We start from the raw sequence: 22345 nt of genomic DNA, 5'->3' as shown, positions 1-22345 counted from the left end.
AAACCATGAAAGAATCCCTTGGCGTGTACGACTACTGGGCCTATGACCAGCGTCCCAAAATCGAGTGGCCGGGTGGCGCAAAAGTCGCTTTCTGGGTCGCGCCCAACATCGAATATTATGAGCTCGACCCACCGCAAAACCCCAGCCGCAAACCCTGGCCGCACCCGCACCCGTCGGTGCCCGGCTACAGCATCCGCGACTATGGCAACCGGGTGGGCCATCAGCGCCAGATGGCGCTTCTGGACAAGTACGGCGTGCGCGGTTCGGTCTCGCTTTCGACGGCGCTTTGCGAGCACCATCCGGATATCATCCGTATGTGCCAGGAGCGCGATTGGGAGTTCTTCAGCCACGGCATCTACAACACGCGCTACACCTACGGCCTGAGCGAGGCCCAAGAGCGCGCAATGATCCGTGACAGCATGGAAACCATCCATCGCCATACCGGGCAGGCCTGCGCTGGGTATCTGGCGCCGGCGCTGTCGCACTCCGAGCGCACGCTGGACCTTTTCGCCGAGGTGGGCGAGGAACTCTTCGGTGAGCGCGGCGGGCTCTACACCTGCGATCTATTCCACGACGACCAACCCACACCGGTCAACGTACGTTCCGGCAAGCGCTTCATCTCAGTGCCCTACTCCATGGAAATGAACGACACCATCGTGTATGCGGTGAACAAGGTCGAACCGCGCCAGTACGCCACCATGCTCAAGCGCCACTTCGACCGCCTGTACCAGGAGGGCGCCGAGTCCGGCACGGTCATGTGCATTCCCACCCACAACTACCAAGTGAGCTGCCCTCACCGCATCAAGGCTTTCGAGGAGGCGCTGGAGTACATTACCGGCCATTCGGACGTGTGGGTGGCGACCGGCCGGGAAATCGCCGAGTACTACCGGGCTCACTATTTCGATGCCGCGCTTGAAAGCATTCAGGCGCAGAGCGCCACCGCACTCAGGGAGACTTGATACCATGGCACTCAACGACGACTACCTGGACTACCCGCTGCGCCGCTATGGCTACGACCACGACCGCTATGACTGGTCGATGCTCGGCGAGCGCGCGCCCATCACCTGGCCAGGTGGCAAGACACTGGCGGTTTGGATCAACGTGTCGCTGCAGTTCTACCCGCTCAACCAGCGCGGCGAGCCGTTCAAGGTGCCCAACGGCATGACCATGCCCTATCCGGACCTGCGCCACTTCTCGCTACGCGATTACGGCAACCGGGTGGGCGTCTATCGGGTGCTCAAGGCCCTAAAGCAGCACGCCATCACGCCGACCTACGCGATCAATGCCCAGCTCGCCGAGCAGACGCCCTATCTGGTCAAGCGCCTTCAAGAGCACGGCGGCGAATTCATCGCCCACGGCTGGAACATGGACCACTTGCACTACGGCGGCCAGCCCGTCGAGGAAGAGGCCGAACTGGTCAAGCGCTCGGTGGAGACCCTTGGCCGCGTGACCGGCCAACGCATTCGCGGCTGGCTCAGCCCCGCCAAGCACCAGAGCTTCAACACGCCGGATCTTTTGACCGAGAATGGCATCGAGTACTGCGCCGACTGGGTCAACGACGAGCTGCCCTACGCCTGGAAAACCGCCGCGGGCGAGCTCACCATGATACCGCTTACCACCGAGATCGAGGATCAGTTCGTCATGAGCCAAAACCTTCACTCGGAGGATTCCTGGGTTGCGCAGGTGAAGGACGCGTTCGATTTTCTACTCGAAGAGTCGCGGCACGCCGGCGCTCGCCTGTTCACACTCAACCTTCACCCCTGGCTCGTCGGCCAGCCGCACCGGATTGCTTGTCTCGAAGAGGTGCTCGCCCATATCGCCCGCCATGAGGAGGTCTGGCAGGCGCCGGCGGGCGAAATTCTCGACGCGTTCAAGAAAGCTCAACCCAACGACGAAAAGGGAGCTGTCTAATGGCCGTTCGCTCCTGTCACGCGTCAGAGGCTTTCGATTTTCACCTACCGCTTCTCATCATCGGTGCCGGCGCCTGTGGGCTGGTGGCGGCGCTCAAGGCGCGTGAGGCGGGTATTGATCTCGCCGTGCTCGAACGCGATGCGCTGCCCCGGGGAAGCACCGCGATGTCACAAGGCTTCATTCCCGCCGCTGGCACTCGCTTTCAAAAGGCACTGGAAGTCGATGACACCCCCGGCCTCATGGCCGAGGACATTCAGCGCAAGAACGGCTTCGAGGCCGACCAACTGATCGTCGAGCTGCTGGCCGAGCAATCGGGGCCGACCGTGGAGTGGCTGGCCGACGATCACGGCGTGCCTTTTGAGCTGGTCGAAGGCTTTCTCTACCCCGGCCACCGGCGACTGCGCATGCACGCCACGCCTCGGCGCACCGGCGAAGAGCTGATGGGCGCACTTTTGAACGCCGCCGAGCGTGCCGGCGTGGATGTTCTCACCCAGGCGCGGGTCGAGGACCTGCACGTGGACGAGGCCCAACGGGTGCGCGGCGTGACGATCACACGCCCCGACGGCAGTCGCGAGCGTATCGGCTGCGACGCCCTGATTTTGGCCTGCAACGGCTACGGCGGAAATGCCGAGTTGGTAAAGCGCCATATCCCGTCGCTCAAGGAGGCACTCTACTACGGCCACGAGGGCAACCAGGGCGATGCGCTGCTCTGGGGCGAGGCGATGGGTGCGAGCACGAAGGACTTGGCCGCCTGCCAGGGCCACGGCTCGCTTGCCACCCCGCACCAGATTTTGATCAGCTGGGCACTGATGATGCAGGGCGGCTTGCAGGTCAACGTGCTGGGGGAGCGCTTCTCCAACGAGCACGGCGGCTACTCCGAGCAGGCCGCCAACGTACTCGCCCAGCCCGAGGGCATCGCCTGGAATATTTTCGACGAACGTATTCATGAAAACGCGCTTGAGTTCGAGGATTACCGTAACGCCTTTGACGCCGGCGCGATACGCGCCTTCGACACGCTAGAGGCCTTGGCCGAAAGCCTCGACCTGCCGCTCGCCGCACTGGAGTCGGCCGTCGACGATATGCATCGCCACTCCCGAACGCAGACACCGGACACGTTCGGCCGCGTTTTCGAACCCGCCAACCTGCTGTCACCGCCTTACTACGCCGTCCGCGTTACCGGAGCGCTGTTTCACACCCAAGGCGGGCTCGAAGTGAATCCCCAGGCACGAGTGCTGGATACCAACGGCCAGAGGCTGCCCAACCTGTTCGCCGGCGGCGGCGCAGCGCGGGGCGTTTCCGGCGCCGGCGATAGCGGCTATCTCTCGGGCAACGGTCTATTGAGTGCCGTCGTGCTGGGCGCCGTCGCCGGGCAAAGCGCGGCGGCGCTTTTACAGGCCACCGACAAAGAGGCCTGATATCCCGGCGTTGATGCGGCGGCATCGAGGCTTTTGCCAAGGCGTTGCTTTCGTGGTTTGCTGGCACGCCCCAATGCGCCACCACGAGCATCACTCATGTTTCATCTGCTGATTTCACTGCCCTGCCTGATCGTGATTCTCCGGGTACTGGCGCCCTTGGCTTGGCCGCTTTGGAGTAAGGTCGTACTCTCGGCGATGTTGCTGCTCGTCTCGCAGCACCACCTTTTGACCCAGCTCGCCTTTGGCAGCATGTTCTCGCCGGAGGTGCCTCCAGCGGTGGTGCTGCTCGTCAATACGCTGTTTGGGGCGATGCTCTTTCTGGCGCTGATGCAGCTCGCGGTCGATGCGCTCACCTTGGTGCTGGCGCTGATCAAACGCCGCAGGCTCATTATCCCCGCCGCGCTTCGCTACGCGCTAAGCCTGGTGGCGTTAGCCGTGGCCACCTTCGCCGTGAGCCAGGCCGCGCGGGTGCCGCTGCTCAAGGAGGTCGATATCACCATCGACGGGCTGCCAGAGGCGTTCGAGGGCTATCAGATCGTGCATCTGACTGACCTGCACATCAGCCGGCTGTTCCAGGCGAGCTGGGTAGAGGACGTAGTCGAGAAGACCAACGCGCTCGGCGCGGACGTCATCCTGATCACCGGCGACCTGATCGACGGCACCCTGGAAGCACGCCGTGACGACGTCGCCCCGCTTGCCTCGCTCACCGCCCCCGACGGCGTGTTCGCAAGTTCCGGCAACCACGAGTACTACTTTGACGCCAGTGAGTGGATGGCGCACTACCAAACGCTCGGTATGCGCACGCTTTCCAACGAGCATGTGGTGATCGAGCGCGGCGACGCCGCGCTGGTGCTGGCCGGGGTCAACGATGCCTCCGCCGCCGAGCACGGCTATCCGGGGCCGGACGTTACCGAAGCGCTCGAAGGCGCGCCTCCCGGCGCCCCGGTCATACTGCTCGACCACCAGCCGCGAAACGCGCGCCGCGCGGCCGGCCAGGGCGTCGATCTTCAGCTTTCCGGCCACACCCACGGCGGCATGATGGTGGGGTTCGACCGGCTGGTGGCGCGCGCCAACGAAGGCTTCGTTTCGGGCCTCTACGCGCTCGACGGCATGACGCTCTACCTCAACAGCGGCACCGCGCTCTGGCCCGGTTTCGCCCTGCGTTTGGGCAAGCCGTCAGAGCTTACGCGCATTACGCTGCACGCGCGCTGAGCCGGTCGAGTAAGCGCTACGTCCAGCTCCCCTTACCCAGCGCGTCGAGCGGAATTTTCAGGTAGCGCTTGCCGTTGGCTTCCGGCTCAGGCAGGCGCCCGCCCAGAGTATTGACCTGCAGTGCGTGGAGAATCAGCTTGGGCATGGGCAGTTCGCTATCGCGCTCTTGGCGAAACGCCACGTACTGCGCCTCGCTTTGCCCCGCCAGGTGCGGGTTTTGCTCGCGCTGCTCGGCGACGCTGCTTTGCCAGGCCGGGGCGCGACCGCCCGGGCAATAGTCGTGGCCGGTGAACAGCCGGGTCTCGTCGGGCAGGCTTAGAATCTGCTGAATGGAGCGCCACAGCGCGCGGGCGTCGCCGCCGGGGAAGTCCGCCCGGGCGGTGCCGAAATCCGGCTGAAAAAGCGTGTCATGAACGAACGCCGCGTCACCCACCACGTAGGTGATCGAGGCCAGCGTATGGCCCGGCGAGTACATGACCCGCGCCTTTAGCTCCCCAATCTGGAACGTATCGCCTTCGGCGAACAGCCGGTCCCACTGGCGCCCGTCCGCGGGCATCTCCGGCCAGTGGTAGATCTCCTTCCACAGCGCCTGCACTTTCGTTACGTGCTCGCCGATCGCGGCCGGCGCACCGGTCTTTTCCTTTAGATACTGCGCCGCGGAGAAGTGATCCGCGTGAGGATGGGTATCCAGAATCCACTCGACGCGTAGCTCGTATTTCGCCACGTAGTCGAGCAGCTCGTCGGCGTGGTAGGTGGCGGTAGCGCCGGATTTCTCGTCGAAATCCAGCACCGGGTCGATGATCGCGCAGGCCTTGGTGGCCGGGTCGCTGACGATGTATTGAACGCTACCGGTGCACGGGTCGTAAAAGCCCGCCACCTTCGGCTGGCCTGGGTGAGCGGCGGGCGAGTGCTGGAATGTTTTCATGCGGGCTCCTGATGGGCAGCGAAGGGTGGCCGGGCGCCGAGAGATTAAAACGCCTTTTCGAGCGCGAAGCGCGGCTGCTGCTGGCCTTGTACCTCAACGGTTTCCATGAACATGGCAAGCGGCCTTACCCACAGGCCATACTCGCCGTAAAGCGCCCGGTAGACCACCAGCGGCTCCTCGGTTTCGCTGTGTTGCGCGGTGCCAAGCACCTCGTAAAGTGCGCCTTTATAGTGGCGGTAGATGCCGGGAACGGGTGGGGTCATGGGGTGTTCTCCTCAGGTGTCGCGTTGACGTCGAGGCGGGCGTTTTTCGCCAGCCGCTCGAGCACCTTCGAGGCCGCTACGAAACCGAAGGTGCCGGTGACGAAGGTGGCCGCGCCGAAGCCTGAGGCACAGTCCAGCCGAGTGGCTTCGCCGCTTGCGGGCTTTTGCAGGCAGACTTCGCCGTCGCTTCCCGGGTAGACGAGCTGCTCATCGGAGTAGACGCAGGCCACCGAGAAGCGCCGCTTGGGGTTACGCGAGAAACCGAAATCCCGGCGCAGGCGCGCGCGCACCTTGGCGAGCAGCGGATCGTGCTCGGTGCGGGTGAGATCCGCCACCTGAATACGGGTGGGATCGGTCTGCCCGCCCGCCGCGCCGGTGACGATGATCGGAAGTTTTCGCCGCTTGCACCAACCAATCAGCGCGGCCTTGGCGATCACGCTGTCGATGGCATCCACCACGTAATCGGCACTCTCGGGGATGCGTTCAGCCAGGTTCGTCGGCGTCACAAAGGCAGTATCGGCGATGAGCTCGATAGCGGGGTTGATCAAGCGACAGCGCTCGGCCAGCACCTCGACCTTGGGCCGGCCGATGGTGCCATCGAGGGCGTGCAGCTGGCGATTGACGTTGGAAACGCACACGTCGTCGAGATCGATCAGCGTGAGCTTGCCGATACCGGAGCGCGCCAGCGCCTCCGCCGCCCAGCTACCTACCCCACCAACGCCCACCACAACCACGTGGGCGCGGCGAAAGGCATCGGCCGCGCGCTGACCGTAAAGGCGGCGAATGCCGCCAAAACGGAAATCGTAGTCAGAAACATAGTCAGAAGCGTCGTCCGACGAAGGGGCAATGGAGGCGTCAATGGACATGCAGGGCTCTCTGTAATGAACGGGTCAGGTCGCGGTATCAGCGTTGGGCGTGACGGGGTCGGTGCGCACGCGGTCTCGCGGCAGGTGCCCCGCCCAGCCAAGGCGCTCGAACAGCGCCGCCATCGCCGGCTCCAGCGCGCAGTCGATGCGCAGGCGCAGCGGCTGACAAGGGTGCTCGAAACAGAGCTGGCTGGCAGCGAGTAACAGCCCGGGCGTTCCGAGTTCATCGGCGAAAAACCGGTTGTGCACACTCTTGCCATGCTTGGCATCGCCAATGATGGGATAGCCCCGGCGCGACAGGTGCCGGCGAATCTGGTGGCGCCGCCCGGTGAGCGGCTTGGCCTGTACCAGCGAGTAGCGCGCCACCGGATAGCGGTCCACCTGCACCGGAAGCTCCACGCTATCGAGGCGCTGAATATCGGTGCGCGCCTTGAGAGCGGGCATTTCGGCTTTCGGGCGGCTGCCGTCCTCTTCGCGCAGCGGGTAGTCGAGCATCTCCTCAAAAGGCGCCTTGCCGCGCACGACTGCCAGATAGCGCTTTTCGACCTCGCGCTCGTTGAACGCCAGGCTTAGCTTGCTGGCGGCCTCGGAAGAGAGCGCCATGACCATCACGCCGGAGGTCGGCCGGTCCAGCCGGTGAACCGGGTAAACCCGCTGGCCCAGCTGGTCGCGCAGCGTCTGTAGCAGGAAGGTGGTTTCGCCCCGGGCGAGCTTGGAGCGGTGCACTAAAAGCCCGGCGGGCTTGTGCACGGCCACCAGATGCTCGTCCTGATAAAGAATGCGTAGCGCCGCCATGGCCTTCCCCGCGAAAAAAGTGGCGCCATTGTCGCGGCTTCGCCAGCGGTTGTCACTAGCGCTCGTCGTTGGCGTTCGCACGCTTAAGAAGCTACCTTTTATGAACCCCCTTCGGGGGCTTCCACGGAACAGGAAAGGAGAGAAACGACATGCGTTTAGCGACCCCTTTGACCGGTATCGCCGCCGCGCTTTTGCTGGCAACGACCGCCCAGGCACAGACCAACGACGCGGACGCCGCGCTCGAAGTGAACATGCACGAAGTCACCGCTGAAGGCGTTCAGGACGCCATGGGTACCGTGACCATCGAAAGCTCCGAGTTCGGCGGCGTCATGCTCACCCCGTCCATCACCGGGCTCGAGCCTGGCGTTTATGGCTTCCACCTGCACCAGAATTCAAGCTGTGAACCTGCCGAAAACGATGATGGTGAAATGACCGCCGCCCAGAGCGCCGGCGGCCACTACGACCCGGAAGGCACCGACACCCACCAGGGCCCTTACGGTGACGGCCACTTGGGCGATCTGCCGGTACTGACGGTGAACGAAGACGGCGAAGCCAACCTGCCGGTACTCGCACCGCGCCTGAGCATGGACGACATGACCGACCGCGCTCTGATCATCCATGAAGGCGGCGACACCTATGAAGACGAGCCGCACCTGGGCGGCGGCGGCGCGCGTATGCTGTGCGGCACCACATCGGCCGCTTCCTGACCCCAAACGACTCACTAAGCGCGCATGAAACGGGCAGCCCAACGGCTGCCCGTTTTTTTGTGGGCACTCAAAGGGTCAATTTGCCCGAAGGGAAACTAAAGTCGTAGAGCGTATCCACGCACGACCAGATACATTCAGCGGGTTTGGACACGCGGGTCGAGCGCCCGCGCGATCTGCCCCTCGCCACCGACCACCACCGGGTAACCCCAATGATCACTTTCATCGCATCGATACTGCTGCTAATAGTCGGGTATTTCACCTACGGTAAGTTCGTCGATCGGGTGTTCGTCGCCGACCGAAAGCGTCCGACACCGGCCTTTAGCATGCGCGACAACATCGACTACGTGCCGATGAACCCCACGCGCAACTCGCTCATTCAGCTACTCAATATTGCCGGGGTAGGCCCGATCTTCGGCCCGATTTTGGGCGCTCTATACGGCCCCGTGGCGTTCGTCTGGATCGTGGTCGGCTGCATCTTTGCCGGTGCGGTACACGACTACCTGACCGGCATGATCTCGATTCGTAACCACGGCGCGCACCTGCCGCAGCTGGCGGGCAAGTTCCTCGGCAAGGCGATGAAGCACGTGGTCAACGGTTTTGCCCTACTACTGCTGCTGCTGGTCGGTACGGTATTCGTGACCTCGCCGGCGACGCTTTTGGCGAACATGACATCGATGTCGCTGGTCGGCATTACGATGGCGATCTTCGCCTACTACCTGATCGCCACGCTGTTACCGATCGACAAGGTGATCGGGCGCATCTACCCCTACTTCGGCGCGCTGCTGCTTTTCAGCGCCGCCGGTATCGGCATCGGACTGGTCGTCACCGGCGCGCCGATTCCGGAGCTTTCCTTCCAGAACATGCACCCTGACGGCGCACCGATCTTCCCGCTGCTGTTTTTGACCATCTCCTGCGGCGCGCTCTCTGGCTTTCACGCCACCCAAACGCCGATCATCTCGCGCACCACGGAGAACGAAATCAGCGGCCGTCGCATCTTCTACGGCATGATGATTACCGAAGGCGTGATTGCGATGATCTGGGCCGCCGCCGCCATGAGCCTGTTCTACGGTGACCAGTCGCTGTCCGATGTGCTGGCAGCCGGCGGTCCGGCCGCGGTCGTGAGCGAAGTCTCTACCGTCATGTTGGGCGCCGTGGGCGGCACGCTGGCCATTCTGGGCGTCATCGTACTGCCGATCACCTCTGGCGACACCGCGTTTCGCAGCGCGCGCATGATCATCGCCGACTACCTGAAAATCGGACAAAAACCGATCGCCAAGCGCTTGATGATCGCCCTGCCACTGTTCGCAATCTCCTACGCGCTGACCCACATGGACTTCACGCTCTTGTGGCGCTACTTCTCCTGGGCGAACCAGACCACCGCGGTCATCGCGCTGTGGGTGGGCACCATGTACCTGGTGCTGTCGCGCAAGCCCTACCTGATCACGGCGATTCCTGCCGTGTTCATGACCATGGCGACCTTTACCTATCTCGCCTTCGCGCCGATCGGTTTTGGCCTGCCGCTGCAGATTAGCTACGTCGTGGCAGCGCTCGGCACGCTGGTATGCATCGCGCTGTTCATGAAACGCGTACGCCGTCTGAGCCGCGCCACCTTCACGGTGGACGAGCCGGTGCCCGAATCGAGCCACGGCTTTGCCGGGTTCGTCTCTGGCGAGCGTTAACCCCCCGCCCCGGTGACATCGCCACCGGGGCACGAATCTCACCCATTCGCTAGGCATAAAAAAACCCCGAACCAGGTTCGGGGTTTTTTATTGGGCGGGCGAAGGATTATTCGTTTTCGCCGGCCATTTGCATCTGGCGCTGCATGTAGTTCTGGATACCGACTTTATCGATCAGGCTAAGCTCGGTTTCGATGTGGTCGATGTGCTCTTCTTCATCGGCCAGCAGATCACGCAGCATGTCGCGGGTCACGTAGTCCTTCACGCTTTCACAGTAGGTGATCGCTTCGATGTAGTCGTTGCGGCCGTCGTGCTCGATCTTGAGATCGCACTCGAGCATTTCCTTGACGTTTTCACCGATGTGCAGCTTGCCAAGGTCTTGCAGGTTGGGCAGGCCTTCCAGGAACAGGATGCGCTCGATGATCTTGTCGGCGTGCTGCATCTCTTCGATGGACTCATCGTACTCCCATTTGGCCAGCGCCTTGAGGCCCCAGTCCTTGTACATTTTGGCGTGCAGGAAGTACTGATTGATCGCAACGAGCTCGTTGCCGAGCGCGATGTTGAGATGCTGGATGACCTTGGGATCGCCTTTCATGTATCACCTTTATTTAGCTGAACCGCTTTTTTGTCGTCAAAGGTTTTTCGATCAATCAAGCAGTTACGTCAGTAAAGGAGCAGCGGCATAAAGGGCGTACTCCCAGTTGAATGAGAGTATAGACGAGGCAAATAAAAATTCAAGCAAATCAAACATTTGCTAAAGGCAAATCAAACAATAGTGATTCGCGTCATACGGCGTAAGCGAGACCCATATCGGCCTGTTCACGCTCTATTTGAAGCGCTTCACGGGTAATCGATTTTCCAAGGCAGGCGCACTTGCCGCACTGGGTGGCGCAGCCGGTGGCTTCACGCACGTCGCGCCAGCTGCGCGCACCGTCGCTGACTTCCCGGCGAATCTGGTGGTCGGTCACTCCCTTGCACATACATACGTACATGACATCACCTCAACAAAAGCATGAAGTGAATGTAAATGATTCGCATAGGAGTTATCAAGTGCCACCCAATGCTCTTTAGCAGCAGTTTTTAACGGGCCCGGTTTTAGTGGCGTTAATACAGGAAGTTAGAAACTCTGGCAGGGCCAAAAAAATTGCAAAAAAAGCCGGGCCGCTTCAAAGCGGCCCGACCATTGCGGATTGTTGGGTCCTAGCCGTTACGGCGCAGGAAGAAGAGTCCGACCACGGCGCACACGAGCGTCGGCACCAGCACCGCCCACACCGGCGAGAAGCCGAAAATGCTCGAAGCCGGCGCCAGCAGGTCCTGCACATACTTGAACACCAGCCCCGTCACGACGCCATAGAACACCCGCGTGCCGGCGGCAACGGTGCGCAGCGGGCCGAACACGAAGGAGGCGGCGATCAGCACCAGCGAGCCCATGGTGAGCGGCATCAGCACCTTCTGCCAGAAGTAAAGCAGCGGCTGCTCGGCGCTCTGGCCCTGGCTTTGCAGGAAATTGGCGTAGGCCCACAGCTCGCTGGGCGCCTGACTTTCGATGTCGCGCAACAGGCGTTCGAGCTGGGTCGGGGTCAGATCGGTCTCCCACGGCATTTGTTCAAAATACTCGGATTCGGTACGGTCCTCGAAAATGCGCGTGGTACTGACGCCTTCGAGCTGCCAGGCGCCCTGCTCCCAGCTGGCGCGATCGGCACGGGTGGCCTCGACCAGGCGGCGATCCTCAAAGCGGTAGCGGGTCAAATCGAGCACCACGTCGTCGGCACGAATGGCGCCGAAGCGGTAGACGCTGTCGCCTTCGAACTGCCAGCCGCTGCGGCTTTGCAGCAGCGTTCCCTCGCCCTGGCGCTGCTCCAGCCGCCAGGCGTCGGCGAACTGCTCGGTGCGGGGGCTGACGAACTCGGCCACCAAAAGCACCACCGCGACCACGACCAGCACCGGCTTCATCACACCCCACAAAATGCGCCCCAGCGAGCGCCCAGCGGCGCGCATCACGGTTAGCTCGTTGCTCGATGCCATGGTGCCAAGCCCTATCAGCGCGCCGATGAGCACTGCCACCGGCGCGTACTGATAAAACCGCCAGGGCAGGCGCATGCCCAGATAGACCAATACGTCCAGCGCCGAGTAGTTGCCTTGGGTGTCGCCGAGATCCCCGATGTAGGCGATCGTGATATCGAGGCCGAGCAGCACGAACTGAACGATGATGATGGCGCCCAACACGTTGCGGGCAATGTAGCGATCCAGTCGATCGAAAGGGTTCAAGGCACTCAACATTAGCGCATTCCTTTACGTTGCGAGCGCCAGATCAAAAGGCCCCCCAGAAGCAAGAACAGCCCGTGAACGGGCCACACGCCGATCGCAGCGGCAAGCGTTTGGCTGCCGATGGCGTCCACCGCGGCCAGCAGCAGGCTCAAATAGGCGACGTACAAAAAGACCGCGGGTAAAAGCTTGGCAAAGCGCCCCTGGCGCGGATTGACCTGAGAAAGCGGCTGGGCCAGAAGCGCCAGCACGAACACCATTAGCGGAAGCCCGGCCCGCCACTGAAACTGCGCCTGGGCGCGGGGGGCGGGGTCGCGCCAAAGCTCCGGCGTCGTGGCGAACTCCAGCGAGTCGAGCTCCTGGCGGTCGCGACTCAGGCCCAAGCGCAGCGTGTAGCGATCGAACACCAGCCGCTCCGCCGCCTGCAAGCCGGGAGTGACGCCGTAGCGCTCGCCCTCTTCCAGCACCAGAAAGCGGCTGCCGGTGTCGACGCTGGTTTCCTGATACCCCGAGCGCGCCCGGGTTACGTAGCTGTGCGTGCCCTCCTCGGCTTGGGCCTGCTCGTGGACCAGCACTTCCTGCATACGGTTGCCGTTATCGCTGAAGCCGCTGATATAGGCGGTGCGCCCGCTACCAAAGGATTGAAAGCGCCCCGGCGCCAGCACAGACACGTCGAGGCGGCTCTGCTGCTCTTCGATGGTCGCCTCGGTCAGAAGCGAACCCGCCGGGGTCAGCCATAGGCTGCAAAGCCCCACCAGAATGGCCACGATCGACGCTGGCAACAGCGTCACGCGTAAAAGCCGCGTGGGGCTCATGCCGCAGGCGACCATCACGGTGATTTCGCTGTTCATGTAGAGCTGGCCGTAGGCGAGCAGGATGCCGAGAAAGAACGCCAGCGGCAGGATCAGCTCCATGAAGCCTGGCAGATGATAGAACATCAAACTGCCCAGAATGGTGACCGGGAAGTCGCCTTCGGCGGCATCGGCGAAGTAGCGAATAAAGCGGCTACCCATGATGACCAGCAGCAAAATGCCGGCGACCGCCGACATGGTGAGTAACACTTCACGAGTCAAGTACCGAAATAAAATCAACGCGCTCTCCGGCCAGTCCTGCAAGGTTGCCATGCAATGAGCCCATGGCTTGGGTACACTAATCCAGCGTACGATAGCGACGTACGATCGCGGTATTATCGCGAATCCCTCGATGCTTGTCTTGTTGGAGACGTCATGGAATTTTCCGTTCAAACGGCCAATCCCGCCAAAGCCGAGACGGCCTGCCTGGTGCTGCCCGTCTATAAAGATAGCGAGTTACTGCCGTGTGTGGCGAAACTCGACGACGCGAGCGAGCGGCTGATCGGTCAACTCCTCGAACGCGGCGACTTCGATGCGGCTCTGGGTAACGTTCAACTAATTCCCTTCGCTCCGGGCCTGGGCGCCGAGCGGCTCTTGCTAGTGGGCCTTGGCGCGCGCGAAAAATGCCAGGAAGCGGCCTTTCTCAAGGCGCTCGACGCCGCCATGACCGCGCTGGTAAAGCTGCCCATCGATGACGCAAGCGTGGCCTTTACCGACGTGGTGCTCGAGCGTGACACCGCCTGGAAGGCACGCAAGACGCTGGAAGCCGCCGAGCGCGCACTTTATCGCTTCGACCAGTTCAAATCCCAGCCGGCACCAAAAGCGACGCTGACCGCGCTTCACCTGATCGTCACCGACAGCGCCGAGGTGGAAAGCGCCAAATACGGCGCGCGGGTCGGCACGGCCATCGGCCAAGGCATCAACTTCACGCGCACGCTGGGCAATCTGCCGGGCAACGTCTGTACACCGCGCTACCTGGCCGAGCAGGCCGAAACCCTGGGGCGGGATTCCAAAGGCGCATTATCGGTCGAGATTCTGGACGAAGAGGCGCTAGAGGCGCTCGGCGCCGGCGCGCTGCTTTCCGTCGGCCGGGGAAGCGTTGAGCCCTCGCGGCTGATCGTGATGCGCTACCAGGGCGCCGAAGATGCCGACGAGGCGCCGCACGTGCTGGTTGGCAAGGGCATCACCTTCGATACCGGCGGCATTTCGCTCAAGCCCGGCGAGGGCATGGACGAGATGAAGTTCGACATGGGCGGCGCGGCCGGCGTGTTCGGCACCGTCAAGGCGGTGCTTGAGATCAAGCCGAAGATCAACGCGGTATTCATCATCGCCGCCGCCGAGAACATGCCCGACGGCGCGGCGACCAAGCCCGGCGACATCGTCAAAACGCTCAAGGGCCTGACGGTGGAAGTGCTCAACACCGACGCCGAAGGACGCCTTGTGCTGTGCGACGCGCTCACCTACGCCGAGCGCTTCCAGCCTGCCAGCGTCATCGATATCGCCACGCTCACCGGGGCTGCCATCGTTGCCTTGGGCCACCACGCCACCGGGCTTTTATCCAACGACGACGACCTGGCCCTCGACGTATTGGAGGCCGGCGAAGGCGCTTGGGATCGCGCCTGGCATCTGCCGCTTTGGGACGAGTACCAGGAGCAGCTCGACTCCAACTTCGCGGATCTGGCCAACATCGGCGGGCGCCCGGCGGGGACGATCACCGCGGCGTGTTTTCTCTCGCGCTTTGCCGATCACTTTCCCTGGGCGCACCTGGATATCGCCGGCACCGCCTGGCACTCGGGCAAGCAGAAAGGCGCCACCGGTCGGCCGGTCGGGCTTTTGACCCAGTACCTGCTGGATCGCGAAACCGATGCCCAGATCGAAACCGGGCTGAAATAACCCGGCTCGATCGCCTAACGGTTGCCTTTCGCGATCACAACCGTTAAACCTGAATGCCATAAGGCGCCCGCAAGCCCGGGCGCCTTCCCTCTTTTTAATGTCAGCCCCTGCGGGGGTATTTTGCGGAGACTACACGCCGTGCCCACTGCCAGTTCAGCCAATCGTTTCGAAATCCTGCCGTCCAACCTGCCCACGGCGGAGAATATTCGCGAAAGCATTCTTCAAAACCCGGGGTTCGGCCGCCACTTTACCGACCATATGGCCCACGTCCGCTGGACCGTCGACGCCGACTGGCACGGCCACCAGGTGCGCCCCTACGGTCCGCTAACGCTGGACCCGGCCGCCGCGGTGCTGCACTACGGCCAGGAAATCTTCGAGGGCATCAAGGCCTACCGCCACGCAGATGGCTCGGTCTGGACCTTCCGCCCGGAGAAAAACGCCGAGCGCATGCGCCGTAGTGCCCGCCGCCTGGCCCTGCCCGAGCTATCAAACGACGATTTCATCGGCTCGATTCAGGCGCTGCTCGCCCAGGACAGCGCCTGGGTGCCCACGCCGCAAAGCGACGCCGATGAGTGCAGCCTGTACCTGCGCCCGTTCATGATCGCCTCGGAGGCGTTTCTTGGCGTGCGCCCGAGCCACGAGGTCGACTACTACGTTATCGCATCGCCTGCGGCCTCCTACTTCAAGGGCGGCGTGAATCCGGTGTCGATCTGGCTGTCGTCTACCTACAAGCGCGCCGCTCCCGGCGGCACCGGCTTTGCCAAGTGCGGCGGCAACTACGCGGCCTCGCTTGCCGCGCAAAAGGAAGCTGAAAGTCACGGCTGCGGCCAGGTCGCGTTTCTGGACGCCGCCGAGAGCAAGTGGCTCGAAGAGCTTGGCGGCATGAACCTGTTCTTCGTCTACAAGGATGGCCGCCTGGTCACCCCGCGCCTGACCGACACCATCCTAGAAGGCGTGACCCGCGACTCGGTACTCACGCTTGCTAAAGACATGGGCCTGACGCCGGAAGAGCGCCCCATCAGCATCGACGAGTGGCGCGAAGGCGCCGAGTCCGGCGAGATCACCGAGGTGTTCGCCTGCGGCACCGCTGCGGTCATCACCCCGGTGGGCGAGCTGGTAACCGAGCACGAGCGCATCCGCGTTCAGGGCGACGGCGGCTCCGAGATGGCCATGCGCATCCGCAAGGCGCTTTTGGACATTCAGTATGGCCGCAGCGACGACAAGCACGGCTGGCTGACCCAACTGGTGTAACCTCTCCCGCCGCCGCCTCTCGCGGCGGCGCTTCACTCCTACCGACCCTTGCAAGGCAGAAGCCCCATGGCGCGAATCGACTTCTACATTCTTCAGGACACCACCCTGGAGGCGCGGCTCGCCTTTGCCTGCAAACTGGCAGACACCATCCACCGCAAGGGCTACCGGCTGCACCTGCACTGCGAAGATCAGACACTCGCCGAACAGGCCGACGAGGCGCTCTGGACCTTCCGTGATGATGCCTACCTGCCCCACGCGATCGAAGGCAGCGACCTGGCCGCGAGCGTCCCCATCACGCTCGGCTTTGGCGAGCTGCCCATCCCCCGCGAGGAGACCGCGCTTTTGAACCTTCACTCGGATATTCCCGAGGGTATCGAGCGCTTTACCCGCGTGGCGGAGATCATCAACCAGCACCAGCAGGTGCTCATCGCCAAGCGCGCCTGCTGGCAGCGCTACAAGGAGCTTGGCCATGAGGTGGTGCCACACAAGATCGGGTAGCTCCACGCCTGACGCCCTCTCCCATATCGCGCTATACTGGCCGCCATTTTTCGCTCCCTTTATGAATTTCATGCTTGCCTCGGGCGTGGCTCGAGAAGGCATCGTTTGTGAGTCGCTCCATGGAAAAGACCTACCAACCCGAACAGATCGAAACCCGCTGGTACCAGCGCTGGGAAGCCGATAACCGCTTTGCCCCATCGGGTAAGGGCGCACCTTTCTCCATCATGATTCCGCCACCCAACGTGACCGGCAGCCTGCACATGGGCCACGCGTTCCAGGACACCATCATGGACACCCTGACGCGCTGGAAGCGGATGCAGGGCAACAACACGCTCTGGCAGGTGGGCACCGACCACGCGGGCATCGCGACCCAGATGCTGGTCGAGCGCAAGGTCGCTGCGGAAGAGGGTAAGACGCGCCATGATCTTGGGCGTGAGGCGTTCACCGACAAGATCTGGGAGTGGAAGGCGGAGTCCGGCGGTCACATTACCCGCCAGCTGCGCCGCATGGGCGCCAGCGTCGATTGGTCCCGCGAGCGCTTCACTATGGACGACGGCTTCTACAAGGCGGTGCAGGAAGTCTTCGTGCGCCTGCATGAAGAGAAGCTCATCTATCGCGGCAAGCGCCTGGTCAACTGGGACCCGACGCTGCACACTGCGATCTCCGATCTGGAAGTCGAGAATAAGGAGCAGCAGGGCAGCTTCTGGCACTTCCGCTACCCGCTGGCCGACGGCGTGCAAACCGCCGACGGCCACGATTATATCGTAGTCGCTACCACCCGCCCGGAAACGCTTTTAGGCGATACCGGCGTGGCGGTGAACCCGGACGACGCCCGCTACGCGTCGCTGATCGGTCAGTTCATCGAGCTTCCGCTAGTGGGCCGGCGCATTCCGATCGTCGCGGACGAGCACGCGGACATGGAGAAAGGCTCGGGCTGCGTCAAGATCACGCCGGCCCACGACTTCAACGACTACGAAGTCGGCAAGCGCCAGAACCATCTGTTGATCAACGTCTTCTCCAAGGATGCGACCATTCTGGAGCGCGCCGAGATCTTCGATCTCAAGGGCCAGCCCCAGCCGGACGAAGACGCCACCCTGCCCGCCAAATACGCAGGCCTGGATCGTTTCGAGGCGCGCAAGCAGATCGTCGCCGATATGGACGCCCTCGGCCTGCTGGTCGAGGTCGAAGCCGTCAACAACACCCTGCCCTATGGCGACCGCTCGGGCGATGTCATCGAGCCGCTTCTGACCGACCAGTGGTTCGTGGCCGTCGACCAGCTCGCCAAACCCGCGATCGAGGCGGTCGAGAACGGCGACATCCAGTTCGTGCCCAAGAACTACGAGAATATGTACTTCGCCTGGATGCGCGACCTGCAGGACTGGTGCATCTCGCGTCAGCTCTGGTGGGGCCACCGCATTCCCGCCTGGTACGACGAGCAGGGCAACGTTTATGTGGCGCGCACCGAAGAGGAAGCTCGCGAGAAACACGGCCTGGGCGGCGATATCACGCTGACCCAGGACGAGGACGTGCTGGACACCTGGTTCAGCTCGGGCCTCTGGACCTTCGGCACGCTGGGCTGGCCGGAGAAGACCCCGGAACTCGAGACCTTCCACCCCACCAGCGTGCTGGTGACCGGTTTCGATATCATCTTCTTCTGGGTCGCCCGGATGATCATGATGACGCTCAAGTTCACCGGTGAAGTGCCCTTCAAGACCGTCTACGTGCATGGTCTGGTGCGCGACGCTCAGGGCCAGAAGATGTCGAAATCCAAGGGCAACGTGCTCGACCCGATCGATTTGATCGACGGCATCAGCCTGAACGCGCTGCTGGAAAAGCGCACCGGCAACATGATGCAACCGCAAAAAGCCAAGGCGATCGCCAAGGCGACGAAAGACGAGTTCAAGGACGGCATCGAGCCCCACGGTACCGACGCGCTGCGCTTCACGTTTTTGTCCCAGGCGACTACTGGGCGCGACATCAAGTTCGACATGAACCGTCTGGACGGCTACCGCAACTTCTGCAACAAGCTGTGGAACGCCTCACGCTACGTGCTGATGAACGCCGAAGGCAAAGACTGCGGCGTCGGTGACGAAGCCGTGACGCTCTCGCTGGCGGACCGCTGGATCATCTCCGAGCTGCAAAAGACCGAGGCCCAGGTCACCAAAGCGATGGACGAGTATCGTTTCGACCACGCCTCCCAAGCGCTTTACGAGTTCGTCTGGAACGAGTACTGCGACTGGTATCTGGAGCTTTCCAAACCGGTACTCTGGGATGAAAGTGCCACGCTCGAGGCCAAACGCGGCACCCGCCGTACGCTGGTGCGCGTGCTCGAAACCATCCTGCGCCTGGCGCATCCAATGATGCCCTACATTTCCGAGGAGATCTGGCAGCGCGTGGCGCCCTTGGCCGGCCGTCATCCGGGCGGTGACGCCTCGATCATGACCCAAGCCTGGCCGCAGGCGGACGAGAGCCGCATCGACGAGCAGGCCGGGCGCGACATCGAGTGGCTCAAAGGCGTGATCATCGCCGTGCGCAACATCCGCGCCGAGATGAACATCGCCCCGGGCAAGCCGCTGGACGTGCTGCTCACCAAGGGCCAGCCAGTAGACGCCGAGCGCCTAGACAACAACCGCCTGTTCCTGTCGAAACTGGCCAAGCTCGAAAGCGTGACTTGGCTTGCAAATCCAAGTGAGGCGCCGCTGTCCGCCACCCAACTGGTCGGCGATATGGAAGTGCTGGTGCCGATGGCGGATCTCATCGACAAGGATGCGGAGCTTGCGCGCCTGAATAAAGAGATCGAGAAGCAGGACAAGCTGATTGGCGGCGTCGAGAAGAAGCTGGGTAACGAAGGCTTCACCGCCAAGGCGCCGGCCGCGGTCATCGACAAAGAGCGCGCCAAGCTTGCCGAGTTCCAGTCGGCCAAAACGCTGCTGCAAGAGCAGAAAGCCAAGATCGAAGCGCTTTAACTCCTGAGGTTCGCTTCCATCAAGTAACCGGCTCTTTCAGGAGCCGGTTTTTTTGTATCGCGCGGCGCCCGCCCGGCACATGGATCAGGCGAACCGATTGCACGCGATGCTTTCAACATCTTTATCCCGGCGCTTCATGTCATCCCGATGCTTTTCACTGCGTGATCGCATTGATGCCTGAAGGCTGCCTAACCGTTAACGGTCGTCTTATGAACATGAGCCACCTGGAACACGTGCTGATCGGCCTCGGCATACAGCTTCTGCTCGCGCTGTTGCCTCGCGTCACCTTGTGGGTGTCCGGGGCGCTAGTCGTGGCAGTGTTTCTGGGCCGCGAAATTGCTCAGCACGAGTACCGGCTGGCCGTTGCGCGCGGCTGGGAGTGGGGCCAGACCCAGCCGGTGGGCCTGTTCGAAGGTGTGTACAAAGGGTGGCACCTGGATTCGATACTGGATGTACTGGCGCCGGCGCTGACCTGCCTGCTTGTAGCGCTCATCGCCACTTGGCGACGCAAAGGGCGCAAGCCGCCCTCTCCTTAGTTACAGCGTCCGGACAGCGCCTCGTTACCCGGGCAACACTTTCAACCAACAGTGGCCAGAAGCGACTGACCACTGACGCTTTCAGCCCTTGTGGCGATGAGTCCAAAGTCGAAACGGCGCCGTGGGGTCCTTGACGCTCACCTGCGTGAAAGACAGATTCTGTTGGGCAATGGGCTTGGCGAACTCGTCATAGAACGTTTCGAGCGTCATGTAGCGCCCGCCGTCTTCGTAATGCTCGCCTTCCTGCTCCCGCGTGGCGGCAAAATACACCTGCTCCGGGGCCGCGTAATACAGCGCCCCAAGGCACATGGGACACGGGTAAGCGGTAATATAGACATCGCACCCGTTAAGATCGGTTCGACCCTTGGCGGCCAACTCACGGATGGCGGTTATCTCGGCATGCGCGGTGAGATCACCGCTTTGCGACACCTGATTGGTCGCTTCATGCACGATCTCGCCGGACTGTCGATCCACGACGATGCAGGCAAAGGGTTTTCCGCCTACGTCGACGTTGTTCAGCGCCAGCTCGACGCTACGCTGGATAAGCATTTCGGGCGTGTGTGTCTGAGTCATGAGGTCTTCGATTCCTTTTGATCTATCGAGGTAAACGTCCTGTTCGCCAACCGCTCCTCACCGGCCTTGCCCACGTGTGGCCAAGCGCTTTGGGAGCCTTCACCGCAAGGCTTTAGGGTCAACACCAGGCTCGCGGTGGAACATGAAAGATAGTCGAAATATCTCGGCGTGCGGGTCGAAATCGACACCTTCGCCTCTAGGCGGCGTGCAGGTGCTACGCTTGGCCTAATGGCCCGTTCAAACAGGAGCTTTTCATGAATACCACCCAGCGCCATCAGTTACTCCAGCGCGCCGTCGCCCTCGCCGAGCAGGCCTTTGAGGCCGGCGACGAGCCCTTCGGCTCGGTGCTCGCCGATGCGCAGGGCGTTGTGCTGCGCGAAGCCCGAAACCGAATCAACAGCGTTGACGCCACCCAGCACCCGGAATTCGAGCTCGCCCGCTGGGCAGCGCAGCATCTGGACGCTGAAACGCGGCGCACGGCCACGGTGTTCACCTCCGGTGAGCACTGCCCCATGTGCGCTGCCGCCCACGCCTGGGCCGGCCTTGGCCCTATTGTCTACGCCAGCTCTTCCAAACAGCTTGCTGCCTGGCACAAAGAATGGGGGCTCGAAAGTCCGCCGGTGGCGCCGCTGACCATCGATCAGGTAGCTCCAAAGGTTTCGGTCAGCGGGCCGGATGAGGCGCTGGCTCGGGCGGTGTATAAGCTGCACTGTCGGTATCGGGGTGTGGCTTCATCGATGAGCGATTAGCGGCACCTGAAAAGAGGCTTGCCTTTTCGAGCATGGCGACTCAAAAATTAGCGTGTTAACTTATTCAGCCAGCTCTCATAACGAATATAACGAGGATAGGCCCATGTTACGCAGACCCGTTTGTATGGTTGCCCTGTTGGCATCGCTCACCGTTGGCGCGCCAACGTACGCCGATGATCCTTTACGGATAGCGGTGGATGTGCCGTTCGAACCTTTTCAATACCGCCTGCCTGACGGCACCATCACCGGCTTCGAAGTCGATCTGGGTAACGAAGTATGCCGACGTATCGAGCGTGAGTGCGAGTGGGTGGAGCAGAACTGGGATGGCATCATCCCGGGCCTGATGGCGCGTAAGTACGACGTAGTGATGTCGTCCATGGCGATTACGGAAGAGCGCCAGGAGCGCATTCTGTTTTCCGAGCCGTATTACAGCAATCCCAGCGTATGGGTGACCGCCGAAGGACACGAGATCGACGTCAACGACCGCGACGCGCTGAACGGGCTCAAGGTGGGCGTACAACGGGGAACCATCCGCGATGAGTACATTACCGATACGTACGGTGACCTGGTCGACGTGACCCGCTACACCACGGGAGAGGACATCGCGGTGGATATGAGGGCGGGCCGCCTGGATGCCGCGTTCATGTACTACCCTCTCGCGCTTTCCTCGCTCAACGTGAACGGCGACGGTAGCGAGTTCGTGACCAGCTCTGATCTGGTCCGCGAACCCAAGAGCTACTTTGGTCACGGCGTGGCCGCCGCTTTCAACCGCCGCAACGAAGCCTTGGCCGAGCAGTTCAATCAGGCGCTTCGGGAAATCAAGGAAGACGGCACTTACGACGAGTTGATGCACAAGTACGTCGACTACGATATTAAAATCTAGCCAAGCTCGGACGCATAGCCAGCAAAAGCGTAAAAGCCCTGCCGAGTGACCGGCAGGGTTTTATGGTGTGGCTTCCAGCTTCAGTCGACACAAGTTTGGAGAAAGGCTGC

At 62.2% G+C, this 22345-nt stretch carries 22 protein-coding genes; 13 read left to right on the top strand and 9 right to left on the bottom strand.

Going from position 1 to position 22345, the window contains the following annotated elements; translation table 11 throughout:
• Positions 1-5 precede the first annotated feature (5 nt).
• From MQW23_RS18170 to MQW23_RS18155, 4 genes are all read left to right on the top strand, one after another.
• On the top strand, positions 6-959 hold the full coding sequence (locus MQW23_RS18170; RefSeq protein ID WP_252109633.1) for a polysaccharide deacetylase family protein: 954 nt from the start codon (positions 6-8) through the stop codon (positions 957-959).
• Positions 960-963: 4 nt separating this feature from the next.
• A complete protein-coding gene (locus MQW23_RS18165) occupies positions 964-1911 on the top strand; it encodes a polysaccharide deacetylase family protein (RefSeq protein WP_252109632.1) in 948 nt (315 codons plus the stop codon).
• Positions 1911-3326 carry an FAD-dependent oxidoreductase gene (locus tag MQW23_RS18160; protein ID WP_252109631.1) on the top strand — a complete coding sequence of 472 codons (1416 nt, stop codon included), beginning with the start codon at positions 1911-1913 and terminating at the stop codon, positions 3324-3326. Before MQW23_RS18165 ends, MQW23_RS18160 begins: the two co-directional genes overlap by 1 nt.
• A gap of 96 nt (positions 3327-3422) precedes the next feature.
• Positions 3423-4538, top strand: coding sequence for a metallophosphoesterase (locus tag MQW23_RS18155; RefSeq protein ID WP_252109630.1), 1116 nt, complete (start codon positions 3423-3425; stop codon positions 4536-4538).
• 16 nt (positions 4539-4554) lie between these two features.
• On the opposite strand, the gene MQW23_RS18150 is transcribed toward MQW23_RS18155, so the two are convergent.
• Genes MQW23_RS18150 through MQW23_RS18135 form a run of 4 tightly spaced genes read right to left on the bottom strand, consistent with a single transcriptional unit; the run spans position 4555 to position 7387 of the window.
• A complete protein-coding gene (locus MQW23_RS18150) occupies positions 4555-5463 on the bottom strand; it encodes an MBL fold metallo-hydrolase (protein ID WP_252109629.1) in 909 nt (302 codons plus the stop codon).
• Positions 5464-5507: 44 nt separating this feature from the next.
• Complete coding sequence (locus MQW23_RS18145) at positions 5508-5726, bottom strand: DUF1653 domain-containing protein (protein WP_252109628.1); 219 nt, start codon at positions 5724-5726, stop codon at positions 5508-5510.
• On the bottom strand, positions 5723-6592 hold the full coding sequence (tcdA, locus tag MQW23_RS18140) for a tRNA cyclic N6-threonylcarbamoyladenosine(37) synthase TcdA (RefSeq protein ID WP_252109627.1): 870 nt from the start codon (positions 6590-6592) through the stop codon (positions 5723-5725). The genes MQW23_RS18145 and tcdA overlap by 4 nt, the downstream gene beginning before the upstream one ends.
• 24 nt (positions 6593-6616) lie before the next feature.
• Positions 6617-7387, bottom strand: a complete 771-nt coding sequence (locus tag MQW23_RS18135) for a pseudouridine synthase (RefSeq protein ID WP_252109626.1) — start codon at positions 7385-7387, stop codon at positions 6617-6619.
• A 149-nt stretch (positions 7388-7536) separates the two neighbouring features.
• On the opposite strand from MQW23_RS18135, the gene sodC reads away from it, so the two are divergent.
• Positions 7537-8094 carry a superoxide dismutase [Cu-Zn] SodC gene (sodC, locus tag MQW23_RS18130; RefSeq protein WP_252109625.1) on the top strand — a complete coding sequence of 186 codons (558 nt, stop codon included), beginning with the start codon at positions 7537-7539 and terminating at the stop codon, positions 8092-8094.
• Positions 8095-8303: 209 nt separating this feature from the next.
• Positions 8304-9773, top strand: coding sequence for a carbon starvation CstA family protein (locus MQW23_RS18125; RefSeq protein ID WP_252109624.1), 1470 nt, complete (start codon positions 8304-8306; stop codon positions 9771-9773).
• Between the two features lie 106 nt (positions 9774-9879).
• Here MQW23_RS18125 and bfr read toward each other — a convergent pair whose 3' ends face one another.
• The 4 genes from bfr to lptF all read right to left on the bottom strand — a co-directional run bounded on the left by bfr (position 9880) and on the right by lptF (position 13126).
• The gene (gene bfr / locus MQW23_RS18120; protein WP_252109623.1) at positions 9880-10365 is read right to left on the bottom strand and encodes a bacterioferritin; all 486 of its coding nucleotides are present in this window, start codon (positions 10363-10365) and stop codon (positions 9880-9882) included.
• Between the two features lie 190 nt (positions 10366-10555).
• Entirely contained in the window at positions 10556-10762 is a 207-nt protein-coding gene (locus MQW23_RS18115; protein WP_252109622.1) for a (2Fe-2S)-binding protein, read from the bottom strand.
• A gap of 208 nt (positions 10763-10970) precedes the next feature.
• Positions 10971-12050 (bottom strand): LPS export ABC transporter permease LptG, encoded by a 1080-nt coding sequence (gene lptG, locus MQW23_RS18110; RefSeq protein ID WP_252109621.1) that lies wholly within the window; start codon positions 12048-12050, stop codon positions 10971-10973.
• Positions 12050-13126 (bottom strand): LPS export ABC transporter permease LptF, encoded by a 1077-nt coding sequence (gene lptF, locus MQW23_RS18105; RefSeq protein WP_252109680.1) that lies wholly within the window; start codon positions 13124-13126, stop codon positions 12050-12052. Before lptF ends, lptG begins: the two co-directional genes overlap by 1 nt.
• Positions 13127-13261: 135 nt before the next feature.
• On the opposite strand from lptF, the gene MQW23_RS18100 reads away from it, so the two are divergent.
• The 5 genes from MQW23_RS18100 to MQW23_RS18080 all read left to right on the top strand — a co-directional run bounded on the left by MQW23_RS18100 (position 13262) and on the right by MQW23_RS18080 (position 20030).
• Positions 13262-14779 carry a leucyl aminopeptidase gene (locus MQW23_RS18100; RefSeq protein ID WP_252109620.1) on the top strand — a complete coding sequence of 506 codons (1518 nt, stop codon included), beginning with the start codon at positions 13262-13264 and terminating at the stop codon, positions 14777-14779.
• A gap of 138 nt (positions 14780-14917) precedes the next feature.
• The gene (locus MQW23_RS18095) at positions 14918-16030 is read left to right on the top strand and encodes a branched-chain amino acid aminotransferase (RefSeq protein WP_252109619.1); all 1113 of its coding nucleotides are present in this window, start codon (positions 14918-14920) and stop codon (positions 16028-16030) included.
• Positions 16031-16096: 66 nt separating this feature from the next.
• Positions 16097-16528, top strand: a complete 432-nt coding sequence (locus MQW23_RS18090) for a DNA polymerase III subunit chi (protein WP_252109618.1) — start codon at positions 16097-16099, stop codon at positions 16526-16528.
• A 119-nt stretch (positions 16529-16647) separates the two neighbouring features.
• On the top strand, positions 16648-19494 hold the full coding sequence (locus MQW23_RS18085; RefSeq protein WP_252109617.1) for a valine--tRNA ligase: 2847 nt from the start codon (positions 16648-16650) through the stop codon (positions 19492-19494).
• A 209-nt stretch (positions 19495-19703) separates the two neighbouring features.
• Positions 19704-20030, top strand: coding sequence for a hypothetical protein (locus tag MQW23_RS18080; protein WP_252109616.1), 327 nt, complete (start codon positions 19704-19706; stop codon positions 20028-20030).
• Between the two features lie 81 nt (positions 20031-20111).
• Here the strand turns inward: MQW23_RS18080 and MQW23_RS18075 are convergent, their stop codons facing one another.
• A complete protein-coding gene (locus MQW23_RS18075; protein WP_252109615.1) occupies positions 20112-20603 on the bottom strand; it encodes a nucleoside deaminase in 492 nt (163 codons plus the stop codon).
• A 254-nt stretch (positions 20604-20857) separates the two neighbouring features.
• Here MQW23_RS18075 and MQW23_RS18070 point away from each other — a divergent pair, with 254 nt between their 5' ends.
• The gene (locus MQW23_RS18070; protein ID WP_252109614.1) at positions 20858-21352 is read left to right on the top strand and encodes a nucleoside deaminase; all 495 of its coding nucleotides are present in this window, start codon (positions 20858-20860) and stop codon (positions 21350-21352) included.
• A gap of 103 nt (positions 21353-21455) precedes the next feature.
• A complete protein-coding gene (locus tag MQW23_RS18065; RefSeq protein ID WP_252109613.1) occupies positions 21456-22235 on the top strand; it encodes a transporter substrate-binding domain-containing protein in 780 nt (259 codons plus the stop codon).
• Positions 22236-22345: the final 110 nt, after the last annotated feature.

It is taken from the genome of Halomonas sp. S3-1-1, assembly GCF_023757625.1.
In the GTDB taxonomy this organism is placed as follows: domain Bacteria; phylum Pseudomonadota; class Gammaproteobacteria; order Pseudomonadales; family Halomonadaceae; genus Vreelandella.
This window is presented reverse-complemented; position numbering and strand designations above follow the sequence as displayed.